Annotated in this window: 17 protein-coding genes; 10 read left to right on the top strand and 7 right to left on the bottom strand. The window is 62.7% G+C overall.

Annotated features, from left to right (window positions below; translation table 11 throughout):
• Positions 1-66 precede the first annotated feature (66 nt).
• The 3 genes from MF606_RS08585 (at position 67) to MF606_RS08575 (ending at position 4,552) form a co-directional block, all read left to right on the top strand.
• Positions 67-2,466, top strand: coding sequence for an efflux RND transporter permease subunit (locus MF606_RS08585; protein ID WP_240233383.1), 2,400 nt, complete (start codon positions 67-69; stop codon positions 2,464-2,466).
• Positions 2,467-2,599: 133 nt separating this feature from the next.
• Positions 2,600-3,127 carry a hypothetical protein gene (locus tag MF606_RS08580; RefSeq protein WP_240233382.1) on the top strand — a complete coding sequence of 176 codons (528 nt, stop codon included), beginning with the start codon at positions 2,600-2,602 and terminating at the stop codon, positions 3,125-3,127.
• Between the two features lie 93 nt (positions 3,128-3,220).
• Positions 3,221-4,552 carry a GGDEF domain-containing protein gene (locus MF606_RS08575; RefSeq protein ID WP_240233381.1) on the top strand — a complete coding sequence of 444 codons (1,332 nt, stop codon included), beginning with the start codon at positions 3,221-3,223 and terminating at the stop codon, positions 4,550-4,552.
• A 67-nt stretch (positions 4,553-4,619) separates the two neighbouring features.
• On the opposite strand, the gene ssb is transcribed toward MF606_RS08575, so the two are convergent.
• Entirely contained in the window at positions 4,620-5,138 is a 519-nt protein-coding gene (gene ssb / locus MF606_RS08570) for a single-stranded DNA-binding protein (RefSeq protein WP_240233380.1), read from the bottom strand.
• Between the two features lie 409 nt (positions 5,139-5,547).
• On the opposite strand from ssb, the gene MF606_RS08565 reads away from it, so the two are divergent.
• The 6 genes from MF606_RS08565 to MF606_RS08540 all read left to right on the top strand — a co-directional run bounded on the left by MF606_RS08565 (position 5,548) and on the right by MF606_RS08540 (position 12,086).
• Positions 5,548-6,192 carry a LysE family translocator gene (locus MF606_RS08565; protein ID WP_240233379.1) on the top strand — a complete coding sequence of 215 codons (645 nt, stop codon included), beginning with the start codon at positions 5,548-5,550 and terminating at the stop codon, positions 6,190-6,192.
• A gap of 216 nt (positions 6,193-6,408) precedes the next feature.
• Positions 6,409-9,306, top strand: a complete 2,898-nt coding sequence (gene uvrA, locus MF606_RS08560; RefSeq protein ID WP_240233378.1) for an excinuclease ABC subunit UvrA — start codon at positions 6,409-6,411, stop codon at positions 9,304-9,306.
• Positions 9,307-9,435: 129 nt separating this feature from the next.
• Positions 9,436-9,702 (top strand): hypothetical protein, encoded by a 267-nt coding sequence (locus MF606_RS08555; RefSeq protein ID WP_240233377.1) that lies wholly within the window; start codon positions 9,436-9,438, stop codon positions 9,700-9,702.
• 200 nt (positions 9,703-9,902) lie between these two features.
• The gene (locus MF606_RS08550) at positions 9,903-10,052 is read left to right on the top strand and encodes a DUF1127 domain-containing protein (protein WP_074797262.1); all 150 of its coding nucleotides are present in this window, start codon (positions 9,903-9,905) and stop codon (positions 10,050-10,052) included.
• Between the two features lie 202 nt (positions 10,053-10,254).
• Complete coding sequence (gene trmFO / locus MF606_RS08545; protein WP_240233376.1) at positions 10,255-11,637, top strand: methylenetetrahydrofolate--tRNA-(uracil(54)-C(5))-methyltransferase (FADH(2)-oxidizing) TrmFO; 1,383 nt, start codon at positions 10,255-10,257, stop codon at positions 11,635-11,637.
• Positions 11,634-12,086, top strand: coding sequence for a YiiD C-terminal domain-containing protein (locus MF606_RS08540; protein ID WP_240233375.1), 453 nt, complete (start codon positions 11,634-11,636; stop codon positions 12,084-12,086). Before trmFO ends, MF606_RS08540 begins: the two co-directional genes overlap by 4 nt.
• Here MF606_RS08540 and MF606_RS08535 read toward each other — a convergent pair.
• From MF606_RS08535 to yajC, 4 genes are all read right to left on the bottom strand, one after another.
• A complete protein-coding gene (locus tag MF606_RS08535; RefSeq protein WP_240233374.1) occupies positions 12,083-12,928 on the bottom strand; it encodes a phytoene/squalene synthase family protein in 846 nt (281 codons plus the stop codon). The two genes, MF606_RS08540 and MF606_RS08535, sit on opposite strands and share 4 nt — an antisense overlap.
• On the bottom strand, positions 12,928-13,311 hold the full coding sequence (locus MF606_RS08530; RefSeq protein ID WP_240233373.1) for an Mth938-like domain-containing protein: 384 nt from the start codon (positions 13,309-13,311) through the stop codon (positions 12,928-12,930). The genes MF606_RS08535 and MF606_RS08530 overlap by 1 nt, the downstream gene beginning before the upstream one ends.
• A gap of 11 nt (positions 13,312-13,322) precedes the next feature.
• Positions 13,323-15,872: a protein translocase subunit SecD gene (gene secD, locus MF606_RS08525; protein WP_240233372.1), complete on the bottom strand. Its 2,550-nt coding sequence runs from the start codon at positions 15,870-15,872 to the stop codon at positions 13,323-13,325.
• 62 nt (positions 15,873-15,934) lie between these two features.
• The gene (gene yajC / locus MF606_RS08520) at positions 15,935-16,288 is read right to left on the bottom strand and encodes a preprotein translocase subunit YajC (protein ID WP_240233371.1); all 354 of its coding nucleotides are present in this window, start codon (positions 16,286-16,288) and stop codon (positions 15,935-15,937) included.
• A gap of 206 nt (positions 16,289-16,494) precedes the next feature.
• Between yajC and MF606_RS08515 the strand changes: the two genes are divergently transcribed.
• Entirely contained in the window at positions 16,495-17,376 is an 882-nt protein-coding gene (locus MF606_RS08515; RefSeq protein ID WP_240233370.1) for an ATP-binding protein, read from the top strand.
• Here MF606_RS08515 and MF606_RS08510 read toward each other — a convergent pair.
• Positions 17,373-18,167, bottom strand: coding sequence for a hypothetical protein (locus MF606_RS08510; RefSeq protein WP_240233369.1), 795 nt, complete (start codon positions 18,165-18,167; stop codon positions 17,373-17,375). The two genes, MF606_RS08515 and MF606_RS08510, sit on opposite strands and share 4 nt — an antisense overlap.
• 85 nt (positions 18,168-18,252) lie before the next feature.
• Positions 18,253-19,080, bottom strand: coding sequence for a M23 family metallopeptidase (locus MF606_RS08505; RefSeq protein WP_240233368.1), 828 nt, complete (start codon positions 19,078-19,080; stop codon positions 18,253-18,255).
• Between the last annotated feature and the right edge of the window lie 355 nt (positions 19,081-19,435).

Genomic DNA, 19,435 nt, shown 5'->3' with positions numbered 1-19,435 from the left:
ACGTAACTATCGCCAACCCGCAGAAATCACGCCACCTTGTCGCCGTATTCGCGGAGTCGGGTCGCAGTGTCCTCTGGTTCGTTCTTCCATCGTCTGTGGGCGCGCTTTGCGTACGACCGCTCCATTGGCTTCGGCCTTGAATATATCGGCCTCACCACGCTGCGCTTTCCTCGCGCCGTCGCCATCGCCGTGCTGGCCTTTTCGATCCTTTGCTTCACGCAAATCCCTCGAGCCAATGTCGACGGCGACCTGCTGCGCGTCTATGCGCATTCGGGCGAATATTACGACGCCTACGAACACCTGTCGGAGACCTTCGGCACCTTCGAGAACGACATTTATGTGCTGGTCAATTCGCCGCGCCTGACTGAGCCCGAGACGCTGGAGCGCGTTCGTGAGCTGGCCTTCGACCTTGAGCTCAACGAGTTCGCCGTGGGCACCATGTCGCCCTTCACGCTGCGCAAGCCGGATGGCAATGGCGCCACCGTACCGGCGGTGCCCGAGGGCATGGACGATTTTGCCGAGGTCGCCATCGCGCTGGCCGACCTGCAGCAGAACGACCCGATGATGCGCAACCTCATCACGCCTGACCTGTCGGGCGTGGTGCTGATCATGTTCCCCAATCAGGAAATGACCAAGGGCGACGGCACCAAGCGCATGATCGCCAGCCTGCGCGAGACGATCGCGCCCTATCAGGACGAGAATATCAGCATCGAGCTCACCGGTCCGCCGATCTGGACCTCGGAAATGCTCAATGCGGCAGTCGACGACCAGGTGAAGTTCACCGTCTGGGGGTTCGGGCTCGGGTCGATCATTGCGCTGTTGGCACTGCGCTCGCTCACGGGCGCCCTGCTGGTGGCGGCCACGCCGTTCCTCGCGGTGATGTGGTCGATGGGTATGATCCTGCTGGTCTTCGGCTCGTTCTCGTTCCTCACCATCATCGTCACCACGCTGGTGCTGGTGATTTCGTTCGCCGAGGCGATGTTCTTCATCTTCAACTGGCTCGCCTATTGGCGCGACGGCATGGAGCCCAACAAGGCCGTGGACGCGACGGTTAAGCTGGTCGGCCCAGCCAGCGCCCTGACCATGCTGACCACTTTCGTGAGCTTCGCTTCGCTCTCGCTGACGCCGGGCCAGGGTATCCGCGAATTCTCGATTGCCGGCTCGATCGGCACGTTCTTGCTGTTCGTGTGCCTGATGACCTTCCTGCCGCTGATGCTCAAGGCGGCCGTGCGCCTGGGCTTCAAGGCGCCCAAGCGCAGCAGCCTCGTGCTGACCGCACCGCTGCCGCTGGCCTGGTTCTTTGCCAGCCGCTTCGGCCGCCAGGTTTCGATCCTGGCGATCGCGGTCACCATCCTGCTGTTCATCCCCTATTTCCTGATCAAGCCGCATTTCTCATTCGAGGATTTCGTGGCCAAGGACTCGACCGCCCTCACCGCGGCCGAGGAGATCGACCAGGGCGTCGGCGGCGTGGCGCCGCTCTATATCCGCGTGCCGCTGGCGGAGAATGATCCCAATCTGGGTCCGAAGGATTTCGAGACCGTCCGCGCGGTCCACGAAATTCTTGAAAAGCACCTAGGTGAGAACAAGGTCATCTCGGCCGCGAGCATGACCAATTACACCGAGACCGGCTTCACCCGCGAAGAGGTGTTCGACGCTGTCGGGCCCTTCATGCGCAAGCGCTTCATCACCGATGACGGTTCGCAGGCGCTGGTGACAGGCTTCATGCCCACCATCATCGATTCCGAGGCGCTCAAGCAGTTGGTCATCGACGTGAACCGGGAGATGGACGCGGCTGGTATCACCGACGCCGAAATCGGCGGCTTCCGCATTCTCACAACCTTCGCGACCGACCAGATCGTCAGCGGGTTGCAGCTCGATCTAACCGTATCGGTGCTGGTCAACCTGGCGCTGATCGGCTTTGCCTTCCAGTCGTTCCGCGTGGCGCTGGCCTCGGCCATTCCCAACCTGTTTCCGGTCCTCGGCACCGAGGCCTGGCTCTACTTCAGTGGCCAGGGTCTGCAACTCACCACGGTGATCGCGCTGACCATCGCCTTCGGTATTGCCGTGGACGACACGGTGCATTTCCTATCGCATTATCTGCATTCGCGGCGAGAGGAAGGCCGGCCGCATATGGAGGCGGTCAAGCACACGCTCGACCGTATCGGCGGCGCTATCGTGGCGACGACGATCATCCTGTGTTCGGGCGTGGTGATCGTCACCTTCTCCGCCCTGCCCCAGGTGGCGCTGTTCGGCACGCTCTTCGTATCGACACTGGCCTTCGCCGTTATCGGCGACCTGTTCATCCTGCCGGCCTTGCTGGCGGCGGGCGGCAAGTTCTTCCACCCGCTCGGCAAGATCAAAGTGCGCACTGCCGACCATGACGCGACGCCCGATGACCCGACCGGCGACACCATTACCGGCGACGGCGGCACCGAGGGTGGCCAGCCCAATCCCGGGACGACGTGATGGCCGGTCGCTTGCGAGAAAAAGCGGCGCCCGCTTACATGGCCGGAGATGATTCTGGCGGCGCAAGCCCGCAGGTATCGGTTTCCGGCATCGGATTTGCCGGGGGGCAAGATTTTACTGGAGGCTTACCGCAATGACCTATTTCGCACCCCTGTCGCGCATGATCGCGCTGGCGGGTCTGCTTGTTTCGGCCGGCGCAGCCAGCGCTCCGGCCTTCGCCGCTCCTGCCGACGTCGCCCTGCTGCAGTCCTATCTGGGTGACTGGCGCGGGCGTGGCGTATTGATCGGCGCGAATACGGAGACGGTCGTCTGCCGTCTGGCGCTGACGCAGGGCAACCAGGACAAGGTCAACTATAACGGCCGCTGCACGCTGGCAGGCACTCAACTGTCGGTTGCGGGCACCATGGCCTATGTGGAGGCCAACAAGCGCTTCGAAGCCGCCATGAGCTCGAACGCCACTTTCACCGGCATAGCCGTCGGCCAGAAGCGCGGCGGTGGCCTGGTGTTCAACCTGCGCGAGCGCGACGAAGACGAAGAGGGCAAGGACATCAACATCTCCGCCCAAATCACCCTCAGCAATGAGGCAATCAACGTGGTGTTCGAGGTGGTCTATGTCGACAGCGGCGACAGCCTCCGCGCTGAAGTGCCGTTCAGCAAGTAACGCGGCTGATTGTTTTCAATCTCAGCGGCCTGTGGCTGAGGAAGTCTTAACCAAGCTCGCGCTAGCCTTCCCGGCCTATCCGGGAACGTCCAATTGCGCAGCCTCGCCGCGACCGCAGCTTTCGCATTGCAGACGCCCGCCGCCGAAACGCGACGGGACGAGGCGATTGATCTGCGATTGCAGCGTTTATGTGCGCTGCTCGGCATTGCCGGCGCGCGACTCAGCAGCATTGCCGCGGACATATCGATCGTCGTTGCCGCAGCAGGGGCCGATGCAGATCTCGCGGCGCTCGAAGCTCGCGCCATTGCAGCGGGAAGGCCGCTGGTCATTGCCGATGCTGGGCAGTATCCGCGCTTCTATGTCGGCATCGTGCTACCGGCCCACGACGATCGTCCGGCGCAATTGTTGAGCCTGTTCGATCCACGCCCCCGCAGCGCCATGATGGCTACCACTCTTGCCGCGCTGGCGGGTGAGGTCCTCGCGCGGGCCGCTATCACTCAGCAGCGCCGGCAGATCGAGTCACAAAGCCGCGCTATCGCCGACTATGCGGCGCTCGAAGAGCATCGGCGCAACCTGTTCGACCGCGCCTCGGCGACAGCACGCATCGGCATCTGGCAGTGCAACCTCAGCGACAGCAGCCTGATCTGGACCAATGGCGTCTATGATCTGTTCGAGATCCCCCGTAACACGCCGGTCACGCGCGAAATGACGCTGGCGCTCTACACCGAAAAGTCCCGCCTGGAGATGGAAGCGGCGCGCGCCAGGGCCATCGCCACCTGCACCGACTTTGCCCTCAACTGCGAGATCATCACCACATCAGGCAAGCGGCGATGGATGCGGCTGACCGGAGCGGTCGAGAGCCGCGACGGCCTCGCGCACCGCATTTTCGGCATGAAGCAGGACATTACCGAAGAAAAGCTCTTGGCCGATCGCACCCGCTATCTCGCCGAATTCGACGTGATGACCGGCCTCGCCAATCGTAGCCTGTTTCAGGCGCGGCTCGCTGCGCTGGACGAGGGGCGCGGCAACATCGACGCGCTGCTGCTGGTCGATCTCGACGGCTTCAAGCAGGTCAACGACACCTATGGCCACGCGCTGGGCGACGAGTGCCTCAAGGAAGCGGCCCTGCGATTGCTGGAAAGCTGTAGCGGTGCAGAACTGGTAGCCCGCATCGGCGGCGACGAATTCGCTGTCCTGCTCAACGACGCCGGATCACCTGATGATGTCGAACATCTGGCCGAAACGATCGTGCGAGTGATGCGCCGCCCGGTCACGCGCCTGGGCCAGACGCTTAGCCTTGGTGCCTCGGTCGGGGTAGCGCATTATCGCGGCGGCTCATCGGAACAGCTGTTCCGCCACGCCGATATTGCCCTCTACGCCGCCAAAGCCGCCGGTCGCGCCACCAGCCGCACCTTCGCCGCCTGAGAGCACCCTGCCCCCGACAAAAATGGGCCGCCAAGGCGACCCATTTGTCAGCGTATAGTCCCGCTCCTTAGAACGGGATATCGTCGTCCATGCCGCCGGGCTCGAAGGCCGGGGCGTTGGCACGTGGGCGCTGGGCACCGCCGCCGCCATTGTTGTCGCGGGCGCCGCGGAAACCACCGCCATTGTCGACGCCGCGGAAGCCGCCGTCACTATCGCCGGCACCGCCGCCTTCGCCACGACCATCAAGCAGGGTCATATTGGAGTTGAAGCCCTGCAGCACGATCTCGGTGGAATACTTGTCCTGGCCGGACTGGTCCTGCCACTTGCGCGTCTGCAACTGGCCTTCGAGATAAACCTTGCTGCCCTTTTTAAGGTAGCTCTCGGCCACGCGGGCCAGACCTTCCGAGAAGATCACCACACGGTGCCACTCGGTCTTCTCGCGGCGTTCGCCGGTATTCTTGTCTTTCCAGTTTTCCGAGGTCGCGATCGACAGGTTCACCACCTTGCCCCCGCTGGGAAGATTGCGCACTTCCGGATCCGCACCGAGATTGCCGACCAGGATGACCTTGTTCACACTGCCTGCCATCGCTCATTCCTTTCGATTCAGTCCCGAGGGCCTCTGCCGCTCGGGACGCTCACTTACATAGCGGCCGCCACTCTACTCCGCCGCAGGGGCTCCGTCCGAGGCCTTGGCAGAGTTGTGAACAGCACATTTGTTCTCATTATGTTCCACTCGATCGCCACAGTCAAGACCGGCGGGAGTTCGCCTCCTCCAACCTTGTCGCCTAGTCCGGGCGAAAGCACGCCACCAAGACAAGCCGCTCATCACATGAGGTTTGCATGCGAGCACGCCCCGCGTCGGCGTCAGTCCCCAGGCCTATCGCGACCGCTTTGCCCGTTGACCTGGACCGTGGGGCAAAACACCAACCCTGCTGACACAGGATGTCAGCAGGGTTGGCCGACATCGTCCTCGCGCGGAGGCAAGCGGCGGGGCGATGGGTTACAGTGAAGCTTTATGGATCTATCTGGTCCTGTTGTTCGGCATCATCGTGGTGCCGGGCATGGACATGTTCTTCGTCATCGCCAATGCGCTGACCGGAGGGCGCCGCACCGGCTTTGCCGCCGTTGGCGGAATCATGTTGGGCGGAGCGGTGCATACGCTGTTCGGTGCGCTGGCGGTCGGGGTGCTGACGCAGCTTCCCACCATGCTGTTCCAGGGCATGATCCTGGTCGGCGCTGCCTACATGGCCTGGATTGGCTACACCCTGCTGCGCAGCTCGATCACGGTGGACAGTATCGGCCAGGCCAAGAGCCGGTCTGACTGGGTGGCGTTCCGGCAGGGGCTGATCACCTGCCTTCTCAATCCCAAGGCCTATCTGTTCGTGCTGGCGGTGTTTCCCCAATTCATCAAGCCCGAATATGGACCGATCTGGTCGCAGGCCCTGGTCATGGGCGTGATGACCGTCGCGATGCAGTTTCTTATCTACGGCGCACTGGCGCTGGCCGCCGGAAAAGGCCGCGACGCACTGGTCGGTAACCCCCAGGTTACGATCTGGATCGGCCGCGGCGCTGGCGCGTTGTTTGTGGTCGTGGCGCTTTTTACGGCCTGGCACGGAGTGACGCAGCATGTCGGGCCTTGACCGAATCCCGATTGTTCCGCTTATGTTCACGATAGTGATTGCCGCTTTGGCAAGCCCCTCGCCACACGCTAAGGTGACTGGTACGCGGGGCGGCCATGCGCCTGCCCCGCTTGCGGCAGAAGGTACCTACGCCTATCTGTCTGGTCTTCCTAACCTCATGCCCGTTTACGACTTTGCCGCCGTGCTGCCGTTTGGCGCACCGAGCCATGGACTGATATGATGACGCCAAAGCCCAGCCAGAACCGTGAGATCATCGTGCGCGGCGCCCGCGAGCACAATCTCAAGGGCATCGACCTCAAGCTGCCACGCGACAGCCTGATCGTGATGACCGGCCTCTCCGGCTCGGGCAAGTCCTCGCTCGCCTTCGACACCATCTATGCCGAGGGGCAGCGCCGCTACGTGGAGTCGCTGTCGGCCTATGCCCGGCAGTTCCTCGAAATGATGCAGAAGCCCGATGTGGAGCACATCGAGGGCCTGTCGCCGGCCATTTCCATCGAGCAGAAGACCACGTCGCGTAACCCGCGCTCTACCGTTGGCACGGTGACGGAGATCTACGACTATCTGCGCCTGCTCTTTGCGCGCGTCGGTATTCCCTATTCGCCAGCCACCGGCCTGCCGATCGAAAGCCAGACCGTCAGCCAGATGGTCGACAAGGTGCTGGAAATGCCTGCCGACACGCGGCTCTACCTGCTGGCGCCGATCGCGCGCGGTCGCAAGGGTGAGTACAAGAAGGAACTGGCGGACCTGATGCGCAAGGGCTTCCAGCGCGTCAAGATCGATGGCCAGTATCACGAGATCGAGGATGCGCCTGCCCTCGACAAGAAGATCAAGCATGACATCGAAGTCGTGGTGGACCGCATCGTGGTCGGGCCCGATATTTCCGGCCGCCTAGCCGAGAGTTTCGAGACGGCGCTGAAGCTGGCCGATGGCATTGCCCTGGTCGAATTCGCCGACGAGAAGAACGAGGACGGCACGCAGCGTCAGGTGACGTTCTCGGAAAAGTTCGCCTGCCCGGTCTCCGGCTTCACCATCGCCGAGATCGAGCCGCGCCTGTTCTCGTTCAACAACCCCTTCGGCGCCTGCCCGGTTTGCGACGGCTTGGGCACCGAGCAGAAGATCGACCCGGACCAGATCGTGCCGGATGCGACCATGTCGATCCGCGACGGGGCCATCCTGCCCTGGTCCAAGACCTCGGCACCCTATTACCTGCAGACCTTGCAGGCGGTGGTGAAGCAGTTCGGCGCCTCGACAGGCACGGCCTGGAGCGATCTGCCGTTCGAGGTGCAGCACGCCGTGCTCTATGGCACCGGCAAGACGCCGGTGGAATTCGTCTATGACGATGGCCTGCGCCAGTACAAGACGACCAAGCCATTCGAAGGCGTGATCGGCAACCTTGAGCGCCGCTACAAGGAAACCGAAAGCGCCGGCATGCGCGAGGAAATCGAAAAATACATGTCGGCCAAGCCGTGTGTCGCCTGCGGCGGCTATCGGCTGAAGCCTGAGACGCTGGCGGTCAAGATCGATGGCCTGCATATCGGCCAGGTGACCGAGAAGTCGATCCGCTCGGCCTCAAATTGGTTCGAGCATCTGAGCGAACATCTCAACCCGACGCAGAAGCAGATCGGCGAGCGCATCCTCAAGGAAATTCGCGAACGCCTGAACTTCCTCAACGATGTCGGCCTCGACTATCTGACTCTGGCTCGCAATTCGGGCTCGCTGTCGGGTGGCGAAAGCCAGCGTATCCGTCTGGCCAGCCAGATCGGTTCGGGCCTGACCGGTGTGCTCTATGTGCTGGACGAACCGTCCATTGGCCTCCATCAACGCGACAATGCCCGCCTGCTCGAGACGCTGCAGCGGCTGCGCGACATTGGCAATACGGTGATCGTGGTCGAGCATGACGAAGACGCGATCATGACGGCCGATTATGTGGTCGATATCGGCCCGGGCGCCGGCGTGCATGGCGGCCACATCGTCGCCGAAGGACCGCCGGAGGTCATTCTCAACCATCCGGACTCGCTGACCGGCAAGTACTTGTCGGGCCGCATGGGCATTGCCATGCCGGCCGAGCGGCGTGAGGGGAAGACGGGCAAGGCACTCAGCATCAAGGGCGCCACCGGCAACAATCTCAAGAATGTCTCGGTCGATGTGCCCTTGGGCATGTTCGTCGCTATTACCGGCGTATCGGGCGGCGGCAAGTCGACGCTGATGATCGACACCATGTATCAGGCAATCTCGCGCCGGTTGAATGGCGCCCGTGTGGTCCCTGCCCCGCATGAAAGCCTGACCGGCCTCGAGTTTCTCGACAAGGTCATCGACATCGATCAGTCGCCGATCGGCCGCACGCCGCGCTCCAACCCGGCCACCTATACCGGTGCCTTTACCCCGTTGCGCGAATGGTTCGCCGGCCTGCCGGAAGCGAAAACGCGCGGTTACGGACCGGGTCGGTTCAGCTTCAACGTCAAGGGCGGACGCTGCGAGAAGTGCGAGGGCGACGGCGTCCTCAAGATCGAGATGCACTTCCTGCCCGACGTCTACGTCACCTGCGACGTCTGCAAGGGCAAGCGCTACAACCGCGAGACGCTTGAGGTTCAGTTCAAGGGCAAGTCGATCTCAGACATTTTGGACATGACCATTGACGAGGGCGTCGACTTCTTCTCGGCTGTGCCCGTCATCCGCGACAAGTTTGCCACTTTGCAACGGGTCGGGCTGGGCTACGTCAAGGTCGGCCAGCCGGCCACGACGCTGTCGGGCGGCGAGGCGCAGCGCGTCAAGCTCAGCAAGGAACTTTCAAAGCGCGCCACTGGCCGCACGCTCTACATGCTGGACGAGCCGACCACGGGCCTGCACTTCCACGACGTCGCCAAGCTGCTTGAGGTTCTTCACGAACTGGTCGATGGCGGCAACAGCGTCATCGTCATTGAGCACAATCTCGAAGTCATCAAGACGGCCGACTGGGTCATCGATCTGGGGCCGGAGGGCGGCGACGGTGGCGGCGAGATTGTCGCGGTGGGCACACCCGAAGAGGTCGCGGCCAATCCGCGCTCACATACCGGTCACTTCCTCAAGGAAGTGATGGCCAGGCGTCCGCACTTCGCTACGCGCGCGGCTGAATAGCAGGCTTTGCTGCTTCTGCGTCTTTCAGGGGTAACAGTCTGCTAGCACTTGGCGCCGTGGATTTCGCGATATCGAGTGGGGTGCGAAAGGGCCCCATTATCGTGCGGCGACGCACTTCGCGACTGTTCCGTGAAATTTGCCATGCGCGCCGCGCATAATGCGGTTGACGTATGCGGCATGGCGCTGCCGCTCAAATCACACCATGTTCCGGGCGTGGTAATACCAGCACCAGGGAATACGTCGATGTTTGTGCGAGCTGTCTGGCGCATCAAGCGCCTGATCGACATCAAGCAGACGTTGCGGGAAATGGACGTTCCCTCGACGCGCGATGCCGATTTATTGGGGATTTCCGGCCCCGACTTTGCGAAGATGACGCGGTCGCTTTTCGACCGCTGAGCATGGAAGTGGGTTTTGAGTTTTGCGGGGCCGCCGGATCGCCATCCGGCGGCCTTGGCGTTGCCCGATCGCTTAACCAGAGATGAACAACACTGGTTAAAGCCCCGCGTAGACCGCATGGCTCGTTTGACCAAAGACCCTCTGCTCATCTGGCAAGCACTGAACTAAATATAGCCTTGTAAACGAAAGGAGACTACCAAATGGACATCCGTAAGACTTTCAAGAAGTGGGCCGCTTATCAGCAGACCGTCCGTGAGCTTGCCGCTCTCGACAATCGTCAGCTCAACGACCTGGGCATTTCGCGCACCGACATCAATCGTATCGCGCGCGACCATGCTGCCGGCCTCTAATATTTGCTCCGCTGATCTTTCAGATTGTGCAAATCGAACGCCCGCTTCTCTCTGAGACGCGGGTGTTTTGTTTTCTGCCTGAGAATTCGCCATATGAAATTCTGCCAACAACTTAGGCAACTTATCCTCGCCTCTTGGATGGCGCGATAGTCTGATCGCCACAGTTGTTGCGCTTGCCGCCGGTGCTTGCTACCTGACGGCCATGCAAAACCAACCAATTCATATTATCGGCGGCGGGCTCGCCGGTTCCGAAGCCGCATGGCAGGCTGCCGAGGCTGGCGCCAGTGTAATCGTCCATGAAATGCGCGGCGTCAAAGCCACCGATGCGCATAGTACCGACAGCTTTGCCGAGCTGGTCTGCTCCAACAGCTTTCGGTCCGACGACCACGAGCAGAATGCCGTGGGCCTGCTGCACGAGGAAATGCGGCGCAAGGGCTCGCTGATCATGCGCGCGGCCGACCTGCACAAGCTGCCGGCCGGTGGCGCGCTGGCGGTGGACCGGCATGGCTTTTCCGATGAAGTGACTCGGGCCATCCACAATCACCCGAACATCACCGTAGTCCGCGAGGAGATTGCCGGCTGGCCGCCCGAAGACTGGCGCAATGTGATCATCGCCAGTGGGCCGCTGACCTCACCGGCGCTGGCCGAGGCTATCCTGGCCAAGACCGGCGAGGATGCGCTGGCCTTCTTCGACGCGATAGCGCCGATCGTGCACAAAGACAGCATCAACATGGACGTGGTCTGGGCCCAGTCGCGCTACGACAAGGCCGGCCCCGGCGGCACGGGCGCGGATTATCTCAACTGCCCGATGGACAAGGACCAGTACTTTGCCTTCGTCGAAGCGCTGAAGGCCGCGCCTCTGCACGAGTTCAAGGAGTGGGAGCACGTCCCCTATTTCGACGGCTGCCTGCCCATCGAGGTTATGGCCGAACGCGGTGTGGAAACGCTGCGGCACGGCCCGATGAAGCCGGTTGGCCTGACCAATCCGCGCAATCCGACCGTCAAATGCTACGCCATCGTGCAGCTCCGGCAGGACAATGCGCTGGGCACGCTGTGGAACATGGTCGGTTTCCAGACCAAGATGCGCTACGGCATTCAGGCCGAGATTTTCCGCATGATCCCGGGGCTGGAGAACGCGCAGTTCGCGCGGCTTGGCGGACTGCATCGCAACACGTTCCTCAACTCCCCCAAGGTGTTGGGGCCCGATCTCAAGCTCAGGGCCGATCCGCGCATCCGCTTCGCAGGGCAGGTCACCGGCGTCGAAGGCTATGTCGAGAGCGCTGCGGTCGGCCTGATCACCGGACGCCTGGCGGCCGCTGAAGCGCGCGGCGAGACGATGGCGACGCCGCCGATCACCACGGCGCTTGGCGCTTTGGTAGCCCACATCACCGGTGGTCATATCGAGGCCGAGGGCTATAGTGGTGCGCGCAGCTTCCAGCCGATGAACGTCAATTTCGGGCTGTTCCCCGAGGTGGCAATCGTCAAGCCGGAGGGTGCCGGACGCTGGCGTGGCAACGACAAGACCATTGCCAAGCGCCGTGCCATTACCTCCCGCGCGCTTGAGGACCTGAAAGCCTGGGCATGACCCCGTCGGAACTCGAAACCTACCTGCATGACCACATCCCGCTATCGCGGGCGATGGACGTGCGGGTGGTTTCGATCACCGACGACAACGTAGTACTCGGCGCGCCGCTCGGGCCAAATATCAATCACCGCGACACGGTTTTCGGCGGCAGCGCCTCGGCCGTCGCGATCCTGGCGGCATGGTCGCTGCTGCATCTGCGGCTGACGGCCGCCGGGCTGCCCAGCCGTGTGGTGATCCAACGTAACTCGATGGAGTATCTGGCACCGGTTGCCGGCGCGTTCACCGCGACGGCCAGGTTGGACGCAACAGCCGACTGGAACGCGTTCACCCGCTTGCTGGCGCGGCGAGGCATTGCGCGGATCAGCGTGATGTCGGAACTAGACTATGCGGGGCAAAGGGTCGGCCTGCTGCACGGCGAGTTCGTGGCGTTCGGCAACGACCACCTCTAGCGGTTGCGGAAGGTCCACCAGGCCAGCCGAGCAATCTTGCGCCAATCGGCATCGTCAGCTGGCGTGGCAAAGGGGCCGGCACTACGCTGCAGCAGGCCGCGATACTGCGCCTTGAGAACAGAGATCGGCGCGAAGGTCGGTTTGAGCGGCCCCGGCAAGGCTGCGATGGCCGCCTCGGCTTTTGTGAGGTGATCGCTGGCAAGCTCGGCGATCTGGCCCAAGGCCTCGACTACGCCTTCGCTCTGAGAGCCGGAAAAAATTTCGCCCTCGCGGACGCCATTGGCCTCGAAGATCGACCAGGGCAACATGATGCGGCCTTGGGCCGAGAAATGCCCGAACGCCCTGATATGACCTATCATTGCATGGGCAACGCCGAGATGGCCGGCAGCGTCGCCGGTTTCGATCGGCTTGCCGTCGTTGAGGATCATTGCGGCGAGTTGGTAGAGCGTCGACACGGTCTCGCCGGCATAGCCTTCGAAGCTTTCGAGGTCAGGCATAGGGTCGTCGTAGAGGTCGAAACGGCGGGCGCCGATGAGCCTCAGCAGAGTGCCGCTGGGAATGGCATAGCGCTCGATGGTGGCCAGCAGCGCGTCAGCGATCGGGTTCTGGCGGACGGCGCCGTGCCCCTCCCCCGCGAGCGCATCATTCCACCATTGCAGACGGATTTCACCGGGTGCGGGATCGGAAACGCGGTCTCGGATGGAAGCGACGTCGGCGTTGAAGGCATAGAGCGCCGTCACAGCATCGCGATGCGCGCCGGTGAGAACCAGCGTGGACAGATAGCGGTCGCGGTCACCCTTGCGCAGGGCTTCGGCAGCGTGGGCGAAGCTCTCGGCGGCCATCAGCGAACCTTGTCGACCGCAATCAGCGCCGCGGCCACCGCGCGCTGCTCGGCGAGCAGCACGTTGTAGGTGCGCACGGCGCTGCCGGTGCTAACCGCCTCGACGATGACTTTGCGGTCGCGCAATGCCTGCCGCAGGTCGCGGGGGATGGCGGCGATATCGTGTCCCAGGCCGATCAGCAGCACGTCGATCTGGTCGGCGGCGGCGAATACGGCGGCAAGCGTGTCCGCCGTCACTTCGCCGGGTACCGTCACCGGCCAGGCGTGCATGCCTGATGGCAGGCACAGCAGCGATCCACGATGCGACATCTCGGCGAAGCGGAAACCGCCATTGCCGTAGGCGTCGATGCCGACCTGCTGCGGATAATACCCGGTGTCGTTCACGTTAGCCCGCCTCAGACAGAGGCGCCGTCCGCCGTCTTGGTTGCTGGCGTATCATCCTTTTCCGACTTCGCCTTCAGGCCAAAATTGATCAGGATCGGGCCGTTGACGATGATCGAGGAATACATGCCCACGAGACAGCCAAAAGTCATGGCGATGGTGAAGCTGCGAATGACCTCGCCACCGAACAGGACCAACGGGATAAGCGCAAGGAACACGGTGAACTGCGTGATCGTGGTACGCACGATGGTCTGATTGATCGACAGGTCGATCAGCTCGGGCAGCGGCATCTTTCGATGCTTGCGCAGGTTCTCTCGAACGCGATCCGAGACGACGACGGTTTCGTTCAATGACAGGCCGACGAGCGTCAGCACGGCCGCGATCGATGTCAGGTTGAACTCCAGCCCTGTTATCGAGAACAGGCCAATGGTCATGATGATATCGTGCGAGGTCGTGACGATCGCCGCCAAGGCAAATTGCCACTCGAAGCGGAACCAGATGTAGATCAGGATCGCCACCAGCGCGATGATGACAGCGATCGTGCCCTTCCACGCCAGTTCGCCAGACACGGTGCCGCTCACGGCCTCGGTGCTGCGGACCGTATAGTTTTCGGTCGCCAAAGCGTCGCGAACCTTGGCCACGGCTGCCTGGTCGGCGTCCTGGCCGCCCTCCTGGGCCTGAACGCGGACCAAGACGTCTTCGGGCGTGCCGAAGCCTTGCACCTGCACCTCGCCCAGTTCGAGCCCGTCGAGCAATTGTCGAACCTGGCCGACATCGGCCGGTCCATCGTTGTGCTGGATGACGATGGCCGTGCCGCCGACAAAGTCGATGCCGAGGTTGAAGCCCTTGAAGTAGGCCGAGCCGATCGAGAGCAAGCTGGCGATGATCGAGAAGGCGATCACGTAGCGGCTGATCTTCATGAACGGAATTTTGGTGCCGTCCGGAATGAAGCGGAAATGCTGGATCTTGAGCGTCTTGGGACGGCGCGCCCGGTACCACATGCCCACGAAGTAGAGCGTGACAGTGTAGGACGTGAACAACGACGTCAGAATGCCGAGCGCCAGCGTCACCGCGAAGCCCTGCACCGGACCCGAGCCCAGGAAGTAGAGCACGATAGCCGCGATCAGCTGGGTCAGGTGTGAGTCGATAATGGTGCCCCAGGCACGCTCGAAGCCGGCGTTGATGGCCTGCAGAGGTGACTTGCCGGCCTTCTGCTCTTCTCGCATGCGCTCATAGATCAGCACGTTGGCGTCCACGGCCATGCCGATAGTGAGCACGATACCCGCGATACCCGGCAGGGTCAGCGTGGCGCCGAGCATGGAAAGCGCGCCGAAGATCAGCACGATATTGAGGATCAGCGAGATATTGGCGAAGACGCCGAACAGGCCATAGGCGATGACCATGAAGGCGACGACGAGCACGCTGGCGACGATACCAGCGGTCAGGCCGTGCTGGATCGAGTCCGCGCCAAGGCTGGCGTCGACGGTGCGCTCCTCGACGACGTCGAGTGACGCGGGGAGAGCGCCGGCGCGCAGCAGAACGGCGAGGTCATTGGCGGTCGCGGTGGTGAAGCTGCCGCTGATCTGACCCGTGCCGCCGGTGATTGGCTGCTGGATCTGCGGAGCGGTGATGACAGTGTTGTCGAGCACGATCGCGAAGCGCTGGCCGACATTGGCCGAGGTAATCTGGCCGAAGGTGATGGCGCCGCGCGTGTCGAAGCGGAAGCTCACGACCGGCATGGCGCGCTGTGTGTCATAGCTGGGCTGGGCGTCGACAAGCGACTCGCCACCGAGCGCGACGTCTTCATACAGCAGCTCTTCGCCACCATCCTGGCTAGGCAGGATCATGGTGCCGGCGGGCAGGCCCTGGGCCTGCGCCTGGGCGGCACTCATGCCGGGATAAACCATGTGGAAGGTCAGGCGCGCCGTGCGCGAAATGATGTCCTTGAGGCGCTGGCTATCGCCGAATCCGGGGACCTGCACCAGCACGCGGTTGGTACCCTGGCGCTGGATAGACGGCTCGGTGGTGCCCAGCTCGTCAACGCGCTTGCGGATAACTTCGATAGACTGGGCCACCAAAGCGGACATGCGCTCGGTGACACCTTCGGGCGTCAGGCTCACGGTCAGCTTGCCATCGGGCGTTTCGCCAAAGGCCAGTTCCTGCACGCCGCCAACCGAGATCAGCGAATTGCTGACGGTGTTCTGCAGTGCCTGGATGGCGGTGCGGGCCGCTTCTTTCTGGGTCGGGTCGGTCAGCTCGATGGTAAGCGACTGGGTCGCCTCATCGGTGGTGATCAGATTGCCGATGCCATTCTGGTTGGCCAGCGTGTTGCGAACGTCACGACGCAGGGTCTGCAGACGCTCGGTAACAATGCCGTCTTCGTTCACCTGCAGCAGCAGATGCGAGCCGCCTTGCAGATCGAGCCCCAGCACCACTGTCTGCTTCGGCAGGAAGCTGGGCCAGGCGTCGCGCACATTCTGCGGGAGGAAGCTCGGAACGGCAAAGAGCACGCCCAGGAGAGCAACGATGGCGATGATGGCGGTGCGGATCGGCGAGAACTGCATAGAGGGACGTCCTGAAAGGAAAAAACCGGAGCCCGTGGGCTCCGGCCATAGACGGATGCTGCTTACGCAGGCTTGTTGTCGTTCACCGGCTCGCCCTTGGAGCGGACGTCAGCAACCATGCCGCGCACCAGCTTCACCTTGACGCCCGTGGCAATCTCGACCTCGAGGTCTTCGCCATCGACGGCCTTGGTAACCTTGCCGACGATACCGCCGGTGGTGACCACGGTATCACCACGCTTGATGGCAGAGAGCATGGCCTGCTGGGCCTTCAGACGCTTTTGCTGGGGACGGAAGATCAGGAACCAGAAAATCACCACCAGAAGAAGAATCGGCATCAGCTGGATGAAGATATCGGTGATGCCGCCACCCGCTGCGGGGGCGCCGGCTGCCTGGGCAAAAGCGGGCGTTACAAACATGAGGCGAGTTCCTTCGTTTCTTCTTGGTCTGTTGAGGGATGGCGCCGGGGAAACCAGCATCGGCGCGCGACGCTACTGGACGCATATCGGGCTTGCTGCACTTGCGCCCCAGTCAAAATCGCGCGGACTATACATTTGCACCCCCGTGATTGCAAAGGCATTCAGGGGGCCGCAAATTGCCGCGCCGATGAGAAGGACGACCCGTTTTGAAGAGCAAAGACCACCTCGCTGAAATCGCCGCTTATCTTGGGGAAATCGCCATATCGCTCAAGGCTTTGGCACCAAAGGCCGAGAAATCGATTCCGGTGCTTGGCGAGGCCGAGGCCTACCATTGGGATGCCGATGCCGGGGTGTTGATGCCTGTGGCGACGGTGAGCCGCGTACCTCTGGCCATGCTTAAGGGTATCGACCGCGTGCAAGACATACTGCTGCGCAATACAGAACAGTTCGCGCGCGGGCACGGCGCCAACAACGCCCTGCTCTGGGGCGCGCGCGGCATGGGCAAGAGTTCGCTGGTCAAAGCAATCCACGGCGACATCGCTGAACGGGCGACGGCGGAAGGCTTCCAGCGCCTGATCCTCATCGAGATCGCACGCGAGGACCTGGAGACCCTCCCTGCCCTGATGCGTCGCATTGGCCGTGAGGGCGCGCGGTTCGTCATCTTTTGCGACGACCTTAGTTTTGACAACGGCGAGACCAGCTACAAGTCGCTGAAGACCATTCTGGACGGCGGACTCGAAGGACGACCGGAGAACGTGCTGTTCTATGCGACGTCCAACCGGCGGCACCTGATGCCGCGCGACATGATCGAGAATGAGCGCTCCACAGCGATCAATCCGGGCGAGGCCGTGGAAGAAAAGGTTTCGCTCTCCGACCGGTTCGGACTGTGGCTCGGCTTCCACAATTGCGATCAGCCGACTTTCCTGACCATGGTCCGGGCCTACGCGGACCATTATGGGCTGGAAATCGACGACGAGACATTGCGGGCGCGGGCGATCGAGTGGGCGGCGACTCGCGGCGCTCGCTCGGGTCGCGTGGCGGTGCAGTTGGTTCGAACGCTGGCCGGCGAGATGGGCAAGCCGGCTTAAGGCTGCGTCTTGGCGTAGACGCCGGAAAACGTCACGCCATGGCCACCGCACAGGTTGTTATCGTCGACATGAAGATAATGGCCGGCGAATCGGAAGCGAATACGACAGCTGTCCATGGGCGTTCGAGGCGCACTTGCCGGCTCCTCGCCGCCATAGTGGTCGTCCTCATAGCCAGCCAGCCGATTGTTGTCCGACATGTAGGCCGGGCCGCTAAACGCTCCCATATTGTACGACGGAGGGCCACGCGAGGCGTCACCCTCTACCAGGACGTAGGCCCCCTCGCCTTCGGCGCTGGGGCTGATGGTGATGGTGCTGTCGTAGAGTGCGTTGACCCATTCGCCATAGGCTTCAGGGCTGTCAAACGCGACGAAGTCGTCACCGTAAGCGGCCAGCTTTGATTTATCGAGCCAGCCGCTGCTGACCTTGCCGGTCGCAGAGATGTAGTGGGCGCAAGCCAGTCCCTCCGATCCGAACTCGGTGATGAGAACCTCGTCACCCGCCACCAGATAAGCGGGAAGACGACATTCTTCGCTCAAAGAGGGGCAGTTTGGCGTTTCCGCGGACTGCGGGGCCAGAAAATGCAGCCGGTCTACGGTGGAAGCCACTTCCGGGGTCGGGAAGTCGTCTGCCCCCCAAAGGTCGGAGGCTTCGCAGCTTGCCCATGCGGGAGTTGTAACCGCAATTGAGAAGGCCGCGGAAGATACGGCGGCAAGCCATGCTTTCATTCCAGCTCGCATGTTGAATCCCATCATCGACCAACAAGTATTGCGGTAGACAGCTTGGCGGGCCAAGCGATTCCTGCTGTTCAGCCCGACAAGTGATCGAAAGCAAAACCCCCGCTTTCGCGGGGGCCTCACTTCGTAGTTTGCGCTGTGATCAGCTTGCAAGCAGCGGCACCGGATCGACCGGCGTCGCGCCTTTGCGCAGCTCGAAATGCAGTTGTGGCTTGTTCACCGAACCGGTCATGCCGGCCGCGCCGATGGTATCGCCGCGGGCAACATTGGCACCCTTGGCGACGTTCATCGAACCGAGGTGGGCGTAGGCCGAGACGTAGCCGTTGGGGTGACGGATCAACACCAGGTTGCCGTAACCTTCGACACCCGAGCCGACATAGATCACTGTACCGTTCTCGGCCGCCTTCACGGCTGCGCCTTCGGCGGCCTCGATATTGATGCCGGTGCCCTTGGACGAAGCGAAATCGACCAGGACGCGGCCGCTGACGGGCCACCGGAACTTGTCGCTACCGGACATGACCGGCTCGGCGGCCGGGACGTTGGCGACCTGTGTCGGCGCGGCCTGGGCAGGAGCTGCCTGGACGGGCGCGGCCAGCGGAGCCGGCGCTGCGGCCGTTTGCAGGGCGTTGGGCGCTGCCTGTGGGAGGGTCTGCGCTGCGGGAGCCGGGGCTGCCATCGGTGTCGTGCTCGCAACCTGGGTGGTCGGCGCTTTGGTCGCCAGGAGGTCAGCGCGACCCGGGATAATCACCGACTGGCCGACAACGATTTTGTCAGGCGAGCTGAGATTGTTGGCCTGGACGATGGCCTGGGTCGTGACCTCGTAGCGGCGCGCGATGGTATAGAGCGACTCGCCGCTGGCGATGGTGTGCTTGAAGGTGCCGCCCGCCGCAGCCGGGGTCGCGGTGACCGAGGCCAGGGCGGGAACGGAGCTATTTGTGGGCAGGCTGCCGAGGGCAGCGGGCGATGGCATCGGGGCTGCCGACGCAAATGAGGGCTGGGCTTGCATGGCTGGAAGGGATCCCTGGGACGAAGAACTCAGTACAGGAAGGTCTTGGGACTGCACGGAAGGCATTGCGCCCCCCGTAGCGATTGGCGCCATCGGCTGGCTGTAAGCCGTTTGCGCCGGCTGATTCCAAGCGGGCTGACCCGCTGGCTGGCTGTTCCAGTTCCCGCCAACATTGGCGGGCGGCAAGAACTGGCCCTCGGCCACCATGTTCTGAGGGGCACCCAGACTAGAGGGCATGGGTTGATTGAAACTGGCGGGAGACGATTGCGGCACGGAGCTCGTCGTCGTCGAGTCGCTGAATGCCCGGCTACCAAGGCTG

Origin of the sequence: Devosia lacusdianchii (genome assembly GCF_022429625.1) — a bacterium.
GTDB lineage: Bacteria > Pseudomonadota > Alphaproteobacteria > Rhizobiales > Devosiaceae > Devosia > Devosia lacusdianchii.
Note: the sequence above shows the minus strand (reverse complement) of the source record. Positions and strands in the feature narration are given on the sequence as shown.